Annotated in this window: 14 protein-coding genes and 1 rRNA gene; 3 read left to right on the top strand and 12 right to left on the bottom strand. The window is 74.7% G+C overall.

Annotation, left to right across the window (positions count from 1 at the left end; translation table 11 throughout):
• Positions 1-39: 39 nt before the first annotated feature.
• Positions 40-1,662: a PucR family transcriptional regulator gene (locus tag ABTZ91_RS29825; protein WP_352080326.1), complete on the top strand. Its 1,623-nt coding sequence runs from the start codon at positions 40-42 to the stop codon at positions 1,660-1,662.
• A 211-nt stretch (positions 1,663-1,873) separates the two neighbouring features.
• Here the strand turns inward: ABTZ91_RS29825 and ABTZ91_RS29820 are convergent, their stop codons facing one another.
• The 5 genes from ABTZ91_RS29820 to ABTZ91_RS34195 all read right to left on the bottom strand — a co-directional run bounded on the left by ABTZ91_RS29820 (position 1,874) and on the right by ABTZ91_RS34195 (position 7,684).
• Complete coding sequence (locus ABTZ91_RS29820) at positions 1,874-2,962, bottom strand: glycosyltransferase family 4 protein (protein WP_352080325.1); 1,089 nt, start codon at positions 2,960-2,962, stop codon at positions 1,874-1,876.
• 414 nt (positions 2,963-3,376) lie between these two features.
• Positions 3,377-5,119, bottom strand: a complete 1,743-nt coding sequence (gene recN, locus ABTZ91_RS29815) for a DNA repair protein RecN (RefSeq protein ID WP_352080324.1) — start codon at positions 5,117-5,119, stop codon at positions 3,377-3,379.
• Between the two features lie 207 nt (positions 5,120-5,326).
• Complete coding sequence (locus ABTZ91_RS29810; RefSeq protein WP_352080323.1) at positions 5,327-6,286, bottom strand: NAD kinase; 960 nt, start codon at positions 6,284-6,286, stop codon at positions 5,327-5,329.
• Positions 6,283-7,098 carry a TlyA family RNA methyltransferase gene (locus tag ABTZ91_RS29805; RefSeq protein WP_352080322.1) on the bottom strand — a complete coding sequence of 272 codons (816 nt, stop codon included), beginning with the start codon at positions 7,096-7,098 and terminating at the stop codon, positions 6,283-6,285. Before ABTZ91_RS29805 ends, ABTZ91_RS29810 begins: the two co-directional genes overlap by 4 nt.
• Positions 7,099-7,105: 7 nt before the next feature.
• On the bottom strand, positions 7,106-7,684 hold the full coding sequence (locus tag ABTZ91_RS34195; RefSeq protein ID WP_407078058.1) for a hypothetical protein: 579 nt from the start codon (positions 7,682-7,684) through the stop codon (positions 7,106-7,108).
• Between the two features lie 41 nt (positions 7,685-7,725).
• Between ABTZ91_RS34195 and ABTZ91_RS29795 the strand changes: the two genes are divergently transcribed.
• The gene (locus ABTZ91_RS29795) at positions 7,726-8,073 is read left to right on the top strand and encodes an SCP2 sterol-binding domain-containing protein (protein ID WP_352080321.1); all 348 of its coding nucleotides are present in this window, start codon (positions 7,726-7,728) and stop codon (positions 8,071-8,073) included.
• Positions 8,074-8,316: 243 nt separating this feature from the next.
• Here the strand turns inward: ABTZ91_RS29795 and ABTZ91_RS29790 are convergent, their stop codons facing one another.
• The 4 genes from ABTZ91_RS29790 to ABTZ91_RS29775 all read right to left on the bottom strand — a co-directional run bounded on the left by ABTZ91_RS29790 (position 8,317) and on the right by ABTZ91_RS29775 (position 12,577).
• Entirely contained in the window at positions 8,317-9,138 is an 822-nt protein-coding gene (locus ABTZ91_RS29790; RefSeq protein WP_352080400.1) for an ABC transporter ATP-binding protein, read from the bottom strand.
• Positions 9,139-9,176: 38 nt separating this feature from the next.
• Positions 9,177-10,211: an iron chelate uptake ABC transporter family permease subunit gene (locus ABTZ91_RS29785; RefSeq protein WP_352080320.1), complete on the bottom strand. Its 1,035-nt coding sequence runs from the start codon at positions 10,209-10,211 to the stop codon at positions 9,177-9,179.
• Positions 10,208-11,263: a FecCD family ABC transporter permease gene (locus tag ABTZ91_RS29780; RefSeq protein WP_407078057.1), complete on the bottom strand. Its 1,056-nt coding sequence runs from the start codon at positions 11,261-11,263 to the stop codon at positions 10,208-10,210. Before ABTZ91_RS29780 ends, ABTZ91_RS29785 begins: the two co-directional genes overlap by 4 nt.
• Positions 11,264-11,509: 246 nt before the next feature.
• The gene (locus ABTZ91_RS29775; RefSeq protein WP_352080319.1) at positions 11,510-12,577 is read right to left on the bottom strand and encodes an HAD hydrolase-like protein; all 1,068 of its coding nucleotides are present in this window, start codon (positions 12,575-12,577) and stop codon (positions 11,510-11,512) included.
• An 84-nt stretch (positions 12,578-12,661) separates the two neighbouring features.
• On the opposite strand from ABTZ91_RS29775, the gene ABTZ91_RS29770 reads away from it, so the two are divergent.
• Positions 12,662-13,957 (top strand): DUF1015 domain-containing protein, encoded by a 1,296-nt coding sequence (locus ABTZ91_RS29770; protein ID WP_352080318.1) that lies wholly within the window; start codon positions 12,662-12,664, stop codon positions 13,955-13,957.
• A gap of 132 nt (positions 13,958-14,089) precedes the next feature.
• On the opposite strand, the gene ABTZ91_RS29765 is transcribed toward ABTZ91_RS29770, so the two are convergent.
• The 3 genes from ABTZ91_RS29765 to rrf form a co-directional block, all read right to left on the bottom strand.
• Complete coding sequence (locus tag ABTZ91_RS29765; protein WP_352080398.1) at positions 14,090-14,842, bottom strand: tetratricopeptide repeat protein; 753 nt, start codon at positions 14,840-14,842, stop codon at positions 14,090-14,092.
• A complete protein-coding gene (locus tag ABTZ91_RS29760) occupies positions 14,782-15,927 on the bottom strand; it encodes a hypothetical protein (RefSeq protein WP_352080404.1) in 1,146 nt (381 codons plus the stop codon). Before ABTZ91_RS29760 ends, ABTZ91_RS29765 begins: the two co-directional genes overlap by 61 nt.
• Before the next feature lie 226 nt (positions 15,928-16,153).
• Positions 16,154-16,258, bottom strand: a 5S ribosomal RNA gene (gene rrf, locus ABTZ91_RS29755); the annotation flags it as partial.

Genomic DNA, 16,258 nt, shown 5'->3' with positions numbered 1-16,258 from the left:
ATGTTCCGGGGGCGCGGGCGGCGGGTAGCGTCCGGCTCCATGGACAGTCAGGGCGGGATCACCGTGCAGCGGGCACTCGAACTTCCGGGACTGCGCGGCGGGCTCCCGGAGGTCGTCGCCGGCGCGGACCGGCTGCACCGCACCGTGCGCTGGGTGCACGCGGGCGAGGTGCCGAACATCGCGTCGCTGCTCAAGGGCGGCGAGCTGCTGCTGACCACGGGCCTCGGGCTCGGGACCCGGCCGGCGGAGCAGCGCGCGTTCGTCCGGCGGCTCGCGGACCGGGGCATCGCGGCGCTCGTGGTGGAGCTCGGCCCGCGGTTCGCGCGGCTTCCGGCCACCATCGTGGAGACCGCCCGGTCGGCCGGTCTGCCGCTGGTGCAGCTCCACCGTGAGGTGCCGTTCGTCGCCGTCACGGAGGAGATCCACACCGAGATCGTCAACGGGCACTACGCGCTGCTGCGGCAGGCGGAGGAGGTGCACCGGCAGTGCACCGAGGCGCTGCTGGGCGGCGGCGGGGTGCCGCAGGTGCTGCGGATCCTCGCGGACTTCTCGCAGAACCCGGTCTTCCTGGAGACCGCCGACGGTCAGCTCCTGTACGCGGCGGGTGCCGAGCCCGCGCCCGCCGACCCGCTCCAGGTGTGGGACGGGCTGCGCGGGCAGCGGGCGGCGCGCGAGTCGGGCCCGCCGACGGGCGCGGTCCTGGTCGACGTCCCCGGCGGCGGCCCCGGCACCTCGTCCGTACGGGCCCGCCTGGCCCTCCTCGCGGTCTCCTCGCCCCTGTCCCCGGTGCACCGGATGGCGGCGGAACGGGCGGCGGGGCTGCTGGCGGTGGTCCTGATGCAGGCCCGGCAGGAGGAGGAGCTGGCCGCGCGCGGCCGCGGCGACTTCCTGACGGATCTGGCGGAGGGCCGGATCACGGCGGAGGACGCGCCGGCGCAGGCCCGCGTCCTCGGTTTCAAGCCGGGCGACGGCCCGCTGCTGCCCGTCGTCATGCGCCTCGCCTCCGAGCTGTCCCCGTCGGGCAACTGGGCGCTGCTCGCCCGTGCCGTCCTGGAGGAGCTGGCCTCCGTCGGGGTCCCCGTCCTGCTGGGCGTCCGCCCGGTGGAGGGCCGGGTGCCGCTGCTCCTCGGCCTGCGTTCGGAGTCCGAGCGCACGGCGGTCGCGGACCGGGTCGCGGCGGCGCTGCGGGCCGGCGTGGAGCGGGCCGGCCTGGAACGCGCGGGCGCCCACCCGCCGGTCGTCGTGGTGGGCGTCGCGGGCGGCTGGGCGGCGGCCTCGGCGGGCCTGCGGCACGCGGCGGAGACGGCGACGGCGGCGCAGGGCCTGAGCGAACTCCCCTGGTACGACGCCCGCCGCCTCGACACGGACCTGCTCCTCTGGCGCCTGCGCGACCACCCCGACCTGGCCGCCTTCGTCGACCGCGCGATCGGCCCCCTCCGCGACCACGACCGCACCTCCCGCCCGCCCCTCCTGCCGACCCTGGAGACCTACCTGGCCCACGCGGGCCGCAAGGCGGAAACCGCCCGCGAACTCCACCTCAACCGCCAGACCCTCTACAACCGCCTGGCCCGCATCTCCGAACTCCTCGGCACGGACCTGGACGACCCGCAGACGGTGCTGGCACTGTCCTTGGCGCTGCGGGCGCGACGGCATACGGGGTAGGCGGCGGGCGCGTGCGGGGCCCGGCTGGGGGACGGCGGCCGGCGGGAGCCGCATGGGGCGCGGCCCCGGTCTCGTGGACCCCAGGGCCGACCACCCCCGTCGGCGGCTCCGCCGCCGGTACGCGCCCGTGGGGCGCGGCCCCGGTCTCGTCAGAGTTTCGGGAAGGGGCGGGGTGGGGGGACTTCACGGCCCCGCCCGGCCCCGCACCGGGTCAGCGGCGGTCCGCCAGTTCGTCGTACACGCTCAGCACGTGGGCGATGGTCTCGTCCTCCGTCGGCCAGGTGCCCGCCTGCACGCGGCCCGCCGCCGCCAGGTCCATGCGGCGGTCGGCGTCGGCGAGGAGGGTCCGGACGGCGCCGGCGAGCGCGTCGGGGTCGCCGTACGGGACGAGTTCCGCCGCGTCGCCGACGAGTTCCGGGACGCCGCCCACCGCCGTCGCGACGAGCGGCACGCCGAGCCGCAGGGCCTCCTGGGCGAGCAGGGAGCGGGCCTCCCAGCGTGAGGAGAGGACGGCGATGTCCGCCGCGGCGAGCAGCTCCGCCACGTCGTCCCGGCGCCCGATGAGCCGCACCGCGAGCCGCTCCGTCTCGATGCGCCGCTGGAGCGCGGCCCGTTCGGGGCCCTCCCCCGCGATCACCAGGAGCGGCGGCGGGTCGAGGTCCCGCCACACCCGGGCCGCGTCCAGCAGCGTCCGGTATCCGCGCCCGGGTTCCAGCGCACCGACCGCCATCAGCAAGGGCCGGTCCACGGCGCCGAGTTCCGCCCGCGCCTTGCCGTCGTGGAGGCAGACCGGCGCCCGCGAGGCCGGTACGGTCACGGGTGCGAGCCGCGCGTCGCGGGCGCCGCGCCGGCGGGCCCGGTCGACCAGTTCGGAGGAGGTGGCCAGGACGACGGCCGCCGCCCGCACGGTCCTGCGCTCCAGGAGCCGTACGAGCCCGGCGCGCGCCCCCGCCACCTGGCTGCGGGTGTGCCAGGTGGTGACGAGCGGGGTGCGCGGCGCGGGACCGCCCGACAGCGCAAGCGAGGCCCGCACCGAGGCGTCGAGACCGTGCGCGTGCACGACGTCCGCTCCGATGCAGGCGTTGCGGAGCGCGGCGACGGTCGCGGGCCCGCCCCGGCGCGGCACGGCCACGACCTGCGCGCCGGCGCCTCCGAAGTCGTAGACGTGGTCGAGTTCGGGCGGGGCGCACACGGTCACCCGCACGCCCCTTGCCACGAGCCCCGCGGCAAGCGATCTGACGTGCGCGCTGCTTCCCGCGCTGCCGCCGCCCAGCACTTGGACCGTACGGAGCTGTGTCACGCGCCAAGGATGCCAGCCCGTACGGACGTTCCGGCACCGAAGTCGCGTCGTTGTTGTGTCGTACGTCCTAACTTACCGACGGGAATCACCCACACGAGTGAGCGCACGGGCTCGCCGTGCACGCCTTCAGAGCGACGGGCCTCCGCCGCCCTGTCCCCGTACGCCGCCACGACGGTCGTCGTACGCCCCGAAGGCCGCCGCCGCGACGAGCACCGCCGCGCGCGCGGCCGACCCGAGCCGCCCGATGCCGGCGGCGAGGGCACCGGGGCCGGGCCAGGGCGTGGTGGCCCACCTGCGATGCCCCCGGACCGGCACAAGGGCCAGGCCAATGACCGGGGCCAGGAGCAGGAGCGGGACCAGGACGAGCTCGACCGGCCGTGAGGGCGCTGGGCGGCCCGGAGGCCGCCGGCGTCGTCAGCCGTCGGCCCGTGCCGTCGCCAGCAGCTCCTCCGCGTGCGCCCGCGCGGTCTCCGAGTCCTCCTGGCCCGCGAGCATCCGGGAGAGCTCGCGGACCCGGTCCTCGCCCTCCAGGACGGTCACACCGGATCGGGTGACCGAGCCGTCGTTGGTCTTCTCCACGAGCAGCTGGCGGTCGGCGAAGGCCGCCACCTGCGGCAGGTGGGTCACCACGACGACCTGCGCGGTCTTGGCGAGCTTGGCGAGCCGGCGGCCGATCTCGACCGCCGCCTTGCCGCCGACGCCCGCGTCGACCTCGTCGAAGAGATACGTCGGCACCGGGTCCGTACCGGCGAAGACGACCTCGACCGCGAGCATCACCCGGGACAGCTCACCGCCGGACGCCCCCTTGGCGATGGGCCGCGGCGGGGCGCCCGGGTGCGGGGCGAGGAGCAGTTCGACCTCGTCGGCGCCGGACGGCCCGTACGCCACCCGCCGGCCGCCGACCTCCACGCCGTCGGGGTCCTCGGTCTGCCGGATCGCGAACGACACGCGGGCGTGCGGCATCGCCAGCGAGGCCAGCTCGGCGGTGACGGCGTCGGCGAACCGGTCGGCGGCCTCCGTACGGGCGTCGGTGAGCCGCTGGGCCAGGACCGACAGCTCGTCGCGCAGCCGGTCGCGCTCGGCGGTCAGCTCCCCGATGCGCTCGTCGTCGCCGTCGAGCTCGGTGAGCCGGGTGGCGCTCTGCTCGGCCCAGGCGAGGACGGCGGTGATGTCCTCGCCGTACTTGCGGGTGAGCTGGGTCAGCGCGGCGCGCCGCTCCTCGACGGCGGCGAGCCGCAGCGGGTCGGCGTCGAGGTCGTCGGCGTATCCGGCGAGCTCCCCGGCCACGTCGGCGAGGAGGATGGAGATCTCCCCGATGCGGTCGGCGAGCGCGGCGAGCGCCGGGTCGTGCGCCCGTACGGCCTCCAGGGCCCGGCCCGCGCCGGCGACGAGGGTCGTCGCGTCGACGGCCTCGGGGTCCTCGGGCTGTCCGGCCAGCGCGGCGTGGGCGAGCGCGGCGGCGGAGGCGAGGGACTCGGCGTGTCCGAGCCGCTCCGCCTCGGCGGCGAGCTCGACGTCCTCGCCCGGCCTCGGCTCCACGGCCTCGATCTCGCCGAGCCCGAAGCGCAGCAGATCGGCCTCCTGGGCCCGTTCCCTGGCCCGGGTGGTGATCTCCTCCAGCTCGGCGGTGACGGCCCGCAGCCGCTGGTACGCCTCCCCGTACGCGGCCAGCGGCACGGCGACCGCCTCGCCCGCGTACCGGTCGAGCGCCCCGCGCTGCCGGGCCGGCTTGAGCAGGCCCTGCTGGTCGGTCTGGCCGTGCACGGCGACGAGTTCGTCGGCGAGTTCGGCGAGCAGCCCGACGGGCACCGAGCGGCCGCCGAGGTGGGCGCGGGAGCGCCCTTCGGCGGAGACGGTACGGCTGACGAGCAGGGCGCCGTCGTCGAGCTCCGCGCCCGCCTCCTCGGCGCGCGCGGCCACCGGCGCGCCCGGGGGCAGCGCGATCCGGCCCTCGACGACGGCCGAGCCCGCTCCGATCCGTACCAGGGCGGGGTCGGCGCGCCCGCCGAGCAGCAGCCCGAGGCTGGTCACGACCATGGTCTTGCCCGCGCCCGTCTCACCCGTCACCGCGGTGAAGCCGGGCGACAGCTCGACCACCGCGTCGTCGATGACACCGAGCGACCGTATCCGCATCTCCTCAAGCACGGAGAAGACCATACGAGGTCCGGACGCCCCCGTGCGACGGACCCTGCCGACCGGGGGCGAATCCCCAGGTCGGCGCGGTCCTCTGTCACCCGCTCGTGGAGCCCGGTCAGTGGGGCCCGGCTCGTAGGGCCCGGCGAGTGGGGCCCGGCCAGCGGTGCCCGGCTCGTAGGGCGCGGCCAGCGGGCTCGACTCGTGGAGCCCGGTCAGTTGGGGGCCCGGCTAGTGGGGCGCCCCGCGCCAGCCCGACACCGGCAGCGCGAACTTCGCCACCAGCCGGTCGGTGAAGGACGCGTGGTGCAGCCGGGCGAGACGGACCGGCACGGCGCCGCGCCGCACCTCCACCCGGGCGCCGGCCGGCAGCTCCACCGTGCGGCGCCCGTCGCACCACAGCACCCCGTGCGGGGTGTGCGGCTCGACCTCGACGGCGAGGACGGAATCCTTCGTCGTCACCAGCGGCTTGGCGAACAGCGCGTGCGCCCCGATCGGGACCATGAGCAACGCCTCGACCTCGGGCCAGATCACCGGCCCGCCGGCCGAGAAGGCGTACGCGGTCGATCCGGTCGGTGTCGCGCAGATCACGCCGTCGCAGCCGAAGCCGGTCACCGGCCGCCCGTCGATGGCGAGGACGACCTCCAGCATCCGCTCGGGCGACACCTTCTGGACGGCGGCCTCGTTGAGCGCCCAGTCCCGGTGCAGCACGTCCCCGTTCTGGTACACGGTCACGTCGAGGGTCATCCGCTCCTCGACCTCGTACGCGCGGGTGACGACCCGGTCGACGACCTTGTCGAGGTCGTCGCGTTCGGCCTCGGCGAGGAAGCCGACCCGGCCCAGGTTGACGCCGAGCATCGGCACGCCGGAGGCGCGGGAGAACTCGGAGCCGCGCAGCAGGGTGCCGTCGCCGCCGAGGACGACGAGGAGTTCACAGCCGTCGAGGGCGTCGGAGCACGCCTCCGGCACCTTCTCGACGGACGGCGGCAGCGGCAGATCGGCCGCCTCCGCCTCCAGGACGCGCACCCCGATGCCGCTGCGCAGCAGCCCGAGGACGACGAGTTCGGCGCTGCGCACGGCGGCCGGCCGGCCGGTGTGCGCGAGCAGGAAGACGGTGCGCCCGCCTTCGGTGGTCGTGCTGCCTTCGGTGGTCGTGCTGCTGTCGGTGGTCGTGCTCGGCCCAGTGCTCAACGAGGTCCTTCCGCCACGGCGCGGTCGACTTCCGCGGGATCGAGGGCGGGCGCGCCCGCCCGCAGCCACAGAAAGTACTCGACGTTGCCGGACGGTCCGGGCAGCGGGCTGGCCGTGACGCCGAGTACCCCGAGCCCGAGCTCGCCCGCCCGCCGGGCGACGTTCTTCACCGCGTCGGCGCGGAGTTCGGCGCTCCGCACCACTCCGCCGGCGCCGAGCCGTTCCTTGCCGACCTCGAACTGCGGCTTGACCATGAGGACCAGGTCGGCGTCCGGCGCGGTGCAGGCCACCAGGGCGGGCAGCACGAGCCCGAGCGGGATGAAGGACAGGTCGCCGACGACGAGGTCGACCGGGATGCCGTCGATGGACTCGAGGGTCATCTCGCGTACGTTCGTACGGTCCTTGACGGTGACGCGCTCGTCGCTCTGCAGCGACCAGGCGAGCTGCCCGTAGCCGACGTCGACGGCGACGACGTGGGCGGCGCCGGCGCGCAGCAGGACGTCGGTGAAGCCGCCGGTGGACGCGCCCGCGTCGAGTGCGCGCCGGCCTTCGACGCGCAGGCCCCGGGGCACGAACGCGGCGAGGGCGCCGGCCAGCTTGTGGCCGCCGCGCGAGACGTAGTCGGGGTCGCTGTCGTCCTGGGCGACGACGATGGCCGCGGCGGTCTCGACCTGGGTGGCGGGCTTGGTGGCGACGGTCTTGCCGACCGTCACCCGGCCCGCGGCGATCAGCTGGCTGGCGTGCTCGCGCGAGCGCGCGAGCTTGCGCCGTACCAGCTCGGCGTCGAGACGGCGGCGTGCCGGTCCTGCCACGTTCGGTTCAGCTCCTGTTGTCGTACGGACGGGGTCCGGGCCGCTCGTCGAGCGCGGTCAGCTCGGCGCGCAGCCCCTGGTGTACATCCTCGTACACGTCGAGGTGTCCGTCGGCCGTGAGGTGGTCGGCGTCGCCGAGCCGGTCCAGGAGCGCGTCGACGGCGGGCCGCCCGGTCGGGGTCCGGACGACACCGAGCGGAGCGGGCCCGGCGGCCGGGTCGGGGGGCGGGGTTTCGTCGCCGTGAGGAGGTCCCGCGGGCGGGTCCGTGGACGGGGTTTCGTCGCCGTGAGGGGGTCCCGCGGGCGGGTCCGTGGACGGGGCCTGGTCGGCGTGAACGGGTCCGGCGGCCGGGCCCTGGTGCGGGCCCTCGTCGGCGTGAACGGGTCCGGCGGCCGGGTCCTGGTGCCGGGTCTCGTCGGCGGCCTCGGTCTCTCCCGGGCCGGTGGAGGGGCGCGGGGGCACGGCGCTCGGGGCCGCCAGCGGGTCGGGACCCGGCGGGGGGTGCGGGACTTCCTGGCCGGGGCCCGGCGCCGGGCCGTGACCGGCCCGGGGGCCCGCGGAGGCGTTCCGATACGCGTCGCTCATGCCCCGACGCTACCGCGCGGCCCTGGGGTACGGTCGACCCGATGGCGACGATCACGGAGTGCCGCGAGGCGCTGAGACGGCTTTCCGACAACCTGGCCCACGCGGACGGCGAGGTGCGGGGCGCCGCCGCGCTCGACCGCACGCTCAGTTGTCACCTCACCGACCTCGACACGACCTTCACCGGCCGCCTGGCCGACGGCCGCATCGACGACCTCGACAACCACCCGGGCCCGCCCCCGGGCAAGGCGCAGATCCGCCTGCGCATGACCGGCGACGACCTCCTGGCCCTGGTCGACGGCCGACTCAACTTCGCCAAGGCCTGGGCGTCGGGCCGCGTGGGCCTGGAGGCCGGCTTCCGCGACCTGCTGCGGCTGCGGTCGCTGTTGTAGGCCGCCGGCCCGCCCCCGTACAGCCAGGGGCGCGGCAGGAGCGCCGGCGCACGCGGGGGCGCACGACGAGACGCAGTGACGGGTGGGCCGCGGGGCCGTGGCGCTGCGGGTCGTGAGGCCGTGGCGCTGCGGGCCGGGGACAGTGGGTGGCCGCTACGGCCCGGGCCGCACGTCAGGCCCGGACGCCCGCCCGCCGACCGACACCGCCAGGTCCCGCCCCCTCGCCTCCTTGAGTGCCGCCCCCTACGCCACCGGCGCCGGCCTGCGGGACTTCCGGCCCGCGGGGACGACCAGGGGCGTGCCGGTTTCCGGGTCGTCGATGACCTGGCAGCGAAGGCCGAAGACGCGCTCGACCAGCTCGGCCGTGACGACCTCGCTCGGCGGGCCCTCGGCGACGACCTCGCCGTCGCGGCAGGCGATGAGGTGGGTGGCGTACCGCGCCGCGTGGTTGAGGTCGTGGAGGACCGCGACGAGGGTGCGGCCCTGCGTCTCGTGGAGCTCGGCGCACAGGTCGAGGACGTCGATCTGGTGCTGGATGTCGAGGAAGGTCGTCGGCTCGTCGAGCAGCAGCAGCGGGGTCTGCTGCGCGAGGGCCATCGCGATCCAGACCCGCTGGCGCTGGCCGCCGGACAGCTCGTCGACGTACCGCTCCGCCAGTTCGGCGACCCCGGTCGCGGCCATGGACTCCTGCACGATCCGCTCGTCCTCGGGCGACCACTGCCGCAGCAACCCCTGGTGGGGGTAGCGGCCGCGGGCGACCAGGTCGGCGACGGTGATCCCGTCGGGCGCGATGGAGGACTGCGGCAGCAGCCCGAGCGTCCGGGCGACCTTCTTCGCGGGCATCGAGTGGATCGCCTGCCCGTCGAGCAGCACCCGGCCCTGCGTCGGCTTGAGCATCCGGGACAGCGCCCGCAGCAGCGTCGACTTGCCGCAGGCGTTGGGGCCGACGATGACGGTGAAGGAGTTGTCGGGGATCGCGACGCTCAGGTCGCGGGCGATGATCCGCTCGTCGTAGGCGAGCGTGACCGACTCGGCGCTCAGCCGCTGGGGCTGCTGCCCGTTCATACCCTTGCTCCTGATCTTGTCGTTCGTGTGCGCGGTCGTCATATCCGGCCCGCCTTGCGCTCGCTGACGAGCAGCCACAGCAGGTAGCAGCCGCCGAGGACGGCGGTGACGACGCCCACCGGCAGCTGGCGCTCGCCGAAGGCGTTGGTGGCGGTCCAGTCCGCCACGAGCAGCAGGGCGGTGCCCATGAGCGCGGAGGCGGCGAGGTTCGGGCCCGGCGAGCGGGTGAGCCGGCGGGCCAGCTGGGGCGCGCTGAGGGAGACGAAGACGATGGGGCCCGCGGCGGCGGTGGCGACGGCCACGAGCAGCACGGCGGAGCCCATGAGGACGATCCGGGTCCGCTCGACCTTGACGCCGAGCGCGTACGCGGCGTCGTCGCCCATCTCCAGCATCCGCAGCGCCCGCCCGTGGCCGAGGACCAGCGGCAGCAGCACGCAGCAGACGGCGAACAGCGGCCAGAACTGGGCCCAGTCCCGCCCTTCCAGCGAGCCGGTCATCCAGACCGTCGCCCGGGTCGCGTCGACGAGCTGCGCCTTGGTGAGGAGATAGTGGATGCCGGCCGTGAGCATGGCGGCGGCGCCGATGCCGACGAGCACGAGCCGGTAGCCGTGCACGCCGCGCTTCCAGGCGAGCAGGTAGATCGCCGCGCCGGTGACGAGGCCGACGACGACGGCGCCGCCGGCCGCGGCCGTCGAACCGCCCTGGAAGAGGACGATGACCGTGAGCGCGCCGACGGTGGAGCCCTGGCCGAAGCCGATGACGTCGGGGCTGCCCAGCGGGTTGCGGGACACCGACTGGAACACGGCGCCGCCGATGCCGAGCGCCGCGCCGACGAACACGGCCACGAGGACGCGCGGCAGCCGCAGGTCCATGACGGCGAACTCCTGTACGGGGGTGCCGTCGCCGAGCAGGGTGGCGACGACGTCGCCGGGCGCGATGGGGAAGTCGCCGCTGCCGATGAGGACGACGGCCGCGGCGAGCGCGACGGCCAGCAGCCCGAGGACGGCGACGACGGCGCGCGGCTCGTAGCGTACGGAGAGGCCGCCGCCGGTCCGCAGGGTCTTGGTGCTCACAGCTTGGCCATCCTCTTGCGGCGGACGAGACGGATGAAGACCGGCCCGCCGACGAGCGCGGTCACGATGCCGACCTGGAGTTCGGCGGGCCGGGCGACGACCCGGCCGATGACGTCGGAACCCAGCAGGAGGACGGGCGAGAGCACGGCCGCGTACGGCAGGATCCAGCGCATGTCGGGGCCGGTGATCGACCGCACGATGTACGGGACCATCAGGCCGATGAAGACGATCGGCCCGCAGGCGGCGGTCGCCGCACCGCACATCAGGGTCACGGACGCCATCGCGATGATCCGGGTCCGGTTGAGGTGGGCGCCGAGGGCGCGGGCGGTGTCCTCGCCCATCTCCATGGCGTTCAGCGGCCGGGCGATGAGCAGCGCGAGCACGGCTCCGACGAGGATGAAGGGGGCGACGCGGCGGACGGTGTCCATGTTCGCGTCGGCGAGCGAGCCGACGGTCCAGAAGCGCAGCCGGTCAAGGGCTGCCGAGTCGAGGAGCTGTACGGCGTTGACGTACCCGTACAGGGCGACGGTGGCCGCGGTCCCGGCGAGCGCGAGCCGCACCGGGGTGGCGCTGCGGCTGCCGCCGAGGACGTACACGACGACGGAGACGACGGCCGCGCCGACGAAGGCGAACCACACGTAGGCGGAGGTGTCGGTGACGCCGAGGAAGGCGATGGCGGACACGACGGCCGCGGCGGCGCCGGCGTTGACGCCGAGGAGCCCGGGTTCGGCGAGCGGATTGCGGGTGAGTCCCTGCATGACGGCGCCGGCGAGGCCGAGGGCCAGGCCGACCAGCAGTCCGAGGAGGGTGCGCGGGACGCGGACGTCGTGGACGATGACGTCGTTGCGGATGCCGCTGTTCTGGAACAGGCCGTGCCAGACATCGCCGAGCGGCACCGGCTTGGCACCGATCATGATGCTCAGGACACAGATCAGCAGCAGGACTCCGAGGGCCGCGACCAGTCCGACGGCGCGCAGGGAGTTCCGGCGCGTCGGCTTCTGGGCAGGGCCGACCGGCTCCGCGCTTGCACGGGAGGGACTCTCGACCAACACGAGGTTAGGTTAGCCTACCCTGCCATCGGTGATCGATCCCGTGTACGAACGGGGAAACCGGCCCCCGTCGCAGGACCAGCGCCTTCACCGACCCAGCCGCTGGGCCCTGTCACCGACCCAGCCGCTCAGACCTGCCACCGACCCAGCGCCGACCGGGATCTCGCCCCAACCACAGCGTCGACCGGGATCTCGCACCACCACAGCGCCGACCGGATGTCGCACCACCCCAGCGCCGACCGGGGCCTGTCACAGCCCCAGCCGCTCCAGCGCCTTCCCCGCGTCGAGACCGCACGCCCCCTCCCCCGCGTCCGTCCACGCGGCCGCGCACAACGCCCGTACCCCGTCGACGGGATCGAGCGCGTCCCCCTCCCCGCCGCGCGTGCCGTCGAGCAGCAGCGCCCCACCGCTCACCGACGCCGTCCACCCGCCGCACCGGAACGCGCCGTCCCCGGCGTCGACGACCTCCGGCTGGGCCGCGAGCAGACCCCGCAGGTCCGCCGCCACATACGTCGGCCGGTGCTCCGGCACCGCCGCGAGCAGCCGCGCCGCGTCCGTCACCCCGGTCAGCACCAGCAGCGAGTCGACATCCCCGTTGAACGCCCCCTCGATGTCCGTGTCCAGCCGGTCGCCCACCACCAGGGGCCGTTCGGCACCGGTCCGCAGCACGGTCTCCCGGTGCATCGGCGGCAACGGCTTGCCCGCCACCTTCGGCTCGGCCCCCGTCGCGATCCGCACGACCTCCACCGCCGCGCCGTTCCCCGGCCCGATGCCCCGCGCGCTCGGAATCGTCAGGTCCGTGTTCGACGCGTACCACGGCAGCCCGCGCCCGACCGCGTAACTCGCCTCCGCCAGCCGCCCCCAGGGCAGCTCCGGCCCCCCGTACCCCTGCACCACCGCCACAGGATCGTCGTCCGCCGACTCCACCGGCACGAGCCCCCGCTCGCGCAGCGCCACCCGCAGCCCCTCACCACCGATCACGAGGACCCGCGAACCGGGTGGCACCTCGTCGGCGATCAGCCGCGCCACGGCCTGCGCCGAGGTGATCACATCGTCCGCCGCCGCCGGCACCCCGATCCGCGTCAGGTGCTGCGCCACGGCGTCCGGCGTCCGCAGCGCGTTGTTGGTGACGTAGGCCAGATGCATCCCGCCCGACCGGGCCGCCTCCAGCGCCTCCACAGCGTACGGAATGGCGTCCCCGCCCGCGTAGTAGACGACTCCGTCCAGGTCGAGGAGGGCCGTGTCGTACGCCTCGCTCAGCGCGCGCGCACTCCCACCGGGCCGCTTCCTGCCCCGTCCCTGGCCGATTTCCGTCATGCCACGCACTCCTCACGTCATCGGTGTGACATTCTCCCGCTCCCCCGATCATCTCCCATGGTCAGCCCCACATACGATGACGAGATGAACACCTCAGGTCACGCGGCCGACGACGTCCGCGCCTCCGGTCTCCGCCTGGCCCCCTTCCGGGGCCTTCGGTACGTACCCGAACGGGTCGGCAGCCTGGCCGCCGTGACCTCACCGCCGTACGACGTCGTCGTACGGCCCGACGGACTGCACCACCTCGAGTCCGCCGACCCGCACAACATCGTGCGGCTGATCCTCCCGCAGGCCGTCTCCGCCGGCACCCGTCACCGCAAGGCCGCCGTCACCCTCGACCGCTGGCTCGCCGACGGCATCCTCGCCCCGGACCCCGAGCCGGCCCTCTACGTCTACGAGCAGCGCGGCGACGGCATCCTCCAGCGCGGCCTCATCGGCGCCCTGGAACTCTCCACCCCCGCCGAGGGCATCGTGCTCCCCCACGAGGACGTCATGCCGCACGTCGTCGAGGACCGCGCCGCCCTCATGCGCACCACCGCCGCCAATCTGGAGCCGCTGCTCCTCACCTACCGCGGCGACGGCGACGGAGCGGCCGCCGTCATCGACCGTGTCGTCGCCGGCGAACCGCTGCTGTCCACCACCACCGAGGACGGCTTCCACCACCGCCTGTGGTCGGTGACCGATCCGGCCGACCTCGCGGCCGTCGCCGGTGAACTGAGCCGCCACCAGGCCCTCATCGCCGACGGCCACCACCGCTGGGCCACCTACCTGCGGCTGCGCGAGGAGCACGCGGCGCCCGGACCCTGGAACTACGGCCTGGTCCTGCTGATCGACACCGCCCGATACCCGCTGCGGGTCCGCGCCATCCACCGCCTCCTCAACCGCCTCCCCGTCGCCGACGCGCTCGCCGCCCTGGCCGCCCTCGGCGACGGCTTCCGCGTCACCCGCGTCGACGGCCCGCTCTCCGCCGCCCAGGAGGTCCTCGCCGCCGCGTGCGCCGAGGGCAACGCCTTCCTCCTCGCCGGCGACGGTTCCTTCCATCTCGTCGACCGCCCCGACCCGGCCCTGCTGGCCCGCACCGTCCGCGGTGACCGCCCGGAGGCCTGGCGCACCCTCGACGCCACGGTCCTGCACTCCACCCTCCTCGACCACGTCTGGCACATCCCGGACGCCCCCGAGGACATCAGCTACATCCACGACACCGAGGCCGCCGTCGAGCAGGCCGAACGCCGCGGCGGTACGGCGGTCCTGATGCACCCGGTGAAGGAGGAGGTCGTACGGGACCTGGCCCGGCAGGGCGTCACGATGCCCCGCAAGTCGACCTCCTTCGGCCCGAAGCCGGCGACGGGCCTGGTGCTGCGGAGCCTGGCGCTCGACTGACCGGCCGACCGGCAGACGGTGCCCCCGCCGAAGGCGACCGCTAGCGAAGGCAGCCGCCGCCGAAAACGCCGAAGGGCGGAACCCCGTGGGGTTCCGCCCTTCGTCTCGTACGGACGTCAGCGCCTCAAGGCGTCAGCTGTCGTCGCGGTCATCGCGGTCGCGGTCGTCGTCCTCACGGCCCTCGCCGTGCTCCTCGTCGTCGGAGTCGTCGAACGCGTCGACGAACTCGACCCCGTCCAGCTCGGCGAGCCGGTCGGAGGCGTCCGTCGAGCCGTCCTTGTCGGCCTCCAGCGCCTTCGCGAACCACTCGCGCGCCTCGCGCTCACGGCCGGCGGCGAGCAGCGCGTCGGCGTACGCGTACCGCAGCCGCGCGGTCCACGGGTGGTTGGCGCTGGACGCCAGCTCGGGGCTCTGCAGGGTCACGATGGCGGCGTCGAGCTGCCCCATGTCCCGGCGGGCACCGGCGGCCACGAGCCGCATCTCGACCTGCCCGGCCTTGTCCAGCTTCTGCACCTCGGGCTCACCGGCCATGGCCAGCGCCCGCTCGGGACGGCCGAGCCCGCGCTCGCAGTCCGCCATGACGGGCCACAGCTCCACGCTGCCGGTCATGCGCCGCGCGGCCCGGAACTCCGCCAGCGCCTCCGAGTACTTCTGCGTGGCGTACGCGGCGAAGCCGGCCGCCTCACGCACGGCGGCCACGCGGGAGGCGAGCCGCAGCGCGATCCTGGAGTACTCGTACGCCTTCTCCGGGTCCTCGTCGATGAGCTGGGCGACCATGACGAGGTTACGGGCGACGTCCTCGGCCAGCCCCTTGGGCAGGCTCATCAGCTCCTGGCGCACGTCCTGGTCGATCTCGTCACCGGTGACGTCGTCCGGGATCGGCAGGCGCTTGATGGGCGCCCGGTCCGGACGGTCCCGGTCACGGTCGTCCCGACGGCCGTAGCCACCCCGGTCGTCACGGCCGCGGTAGCCACCCCGGCTGTCGTCCCGGCGGTCGTCACGACGGAACGCGGGACGGTCGCCCCCGCGGTCGTCGCGGCGGTAACCGCCACCACGGTTGTCATCCCGGCGGTCGTCGCGCCGGTCGTCCCGACGGAAGGCCGGCCGCTCGCCACCACGGTCGTCACGACGGAACGACGGACGGTCATCGCGACGGAAACCGCCGCCACCGCCACGGTTGTCGTCGCGGCGATCGTCACGACGGTAGCCACCACCACGGCTGTCATCACGGCGATCGTCACGGCGGTCATCACGGCGGTCATCGCGACGGAAGGGCGGCCGCTCGCCACCACGGTCGTCGCGACGGAAGCCACCACCACGGCTGTCATCACGGCGATCGTCACGGCGGTCGTCGCGCCTGTCATCGCGCCGGAAGGCCGGTCGCTCGCCACCACGGTCGTCACGACGGAACGACGGACGGTCGTCCCGACGGAAACCGCCACTGCGGTTGTCGCCGCCACGGTCGTCACGACGGAAACCACCACCACGGTTGTCGCCACCGCGATCGTCACGACGGTCATCCCGGCGGTCATCGCGACGGAAGCCGCCGCCACGGTTGTCGCCGCCACGGTCGTCGCGGCGGAAGCCGCCGCCACCGCCGCGGTTGTCATCCCGCCGGTCGTCGCGACGGAACGCGGGGCGGTCGCCACCACGGTCGTCACGACGGAAACCGCCACCACGGTTGTCCCCGCCACGGTCATCGCGCCGGTCGTCACGACGGAAGGGCGGCCGCTCGCCACCACGGTCGTCACGGCGGAAACCGCCGCCACGGTTGTCCCCGCCACGGTCGTCACGGCGGAAACCGCTGCCACCGCCACGGTTGTCATCACGGCGGTCATCGCGACGGAACGCGGGGCGGTCGCCACCACGGTCGTCACGACGGAAACCGCCGCCACCGCCACGGTTGTCCCCGCCACGGTCATCGCGGCGGAAACCGCCGCCACCTCGGTTGTCGCCACGGCTGTCGTCACGACGCGGCCCACGGAAGCCGCCCCGGTCGCCACCGTCCCGTCGGCGCGGCTCGCGCTCCGGACGATCGTCGGGAGAGTTGGTGGACATCGACGTGACTCCTGTCTTCGGGTACTGCAGTCATTCTCGCGCAGCCGGCACCGCACCGCGCTTCCAGAGAATCCAAGGAAAAACAAAAAGGACCCCTGGTCCCAGCATGAACGCTGGGACCAGGGGTCCTGAAATATTGTTCGGCGGTGTCCTACTCTCCCACAGGGTCCCCCCTGCAGTACCATCGGCGCTGAAAGGCTTAGCTTCCGGGTTCGGAATGTAACCGGGCGTTTCCCTAACGCT

The organism is Streptomyces sp. NPDC126499, from assembly GCF_040302485.1.
In the GTDB taxonomy this organism is placed as follows: Bacteria; Actinomycetota; Actinomycetes; order Streptomycetales; family Streptomycetaceae; genus Streptomyces.
Note: the sequence above shows the minus strand (reverse complement) of the source record. Positions and strands in the feature narration are given on the sequence as shown.

Coding starts and splice junctions, on each gene's coding strand:
- ABTZ91_RS34195 (WP_407078058.1), bottom strand. CDS start 7,684: ATGAGCGACGCGTATCGGAACGCCTCCGCGGGCCCCCGGGCCGGTCAC.
- ABTZ91_RS29775 (WP_352080319.1), bottom strand. CDS start 12,577: ATGACGGAAATCGGCCAGGGACGGGGCAGGAAGCGGCCCGGTGGGAGT.
- ABTZ91_RS29795 (WP_352080321.1), top strand. CDS start 7,726: ATGGCGACGATCACGGAGTGCCGCGAGGCGCTGAGACGGCTTTCCGAC.
- ABTZ91_RS29825 (WP_352080326.1), top strand. CDS start 40: ATGGACAGTCAGGGCGGGATCACCGTGCAGCGGGCACTCGAACTTCCG.
- ABTZ91_RS29790 (WP_352080400.1), bottom strand. CDS start 9,138: ATGAACGGGCAGCAGCCCCAGCGGCTGAGCGCCGAGTCGGTCACGCTC.
- ABTZ91_RS29770 (WP_352080318.1), top strand. CDS start 12,662: ATGAACACCTCAGGTCACGCGGCCGACGACGTCCGCGCCTCCGGTCTC.
- recN (WP_352080324.1), bottom strand. CDS start 5,119: ATGGTCTTCTCCGTGCTTGAGGAGATGCGGATACGGTCGCTCGGTGTC.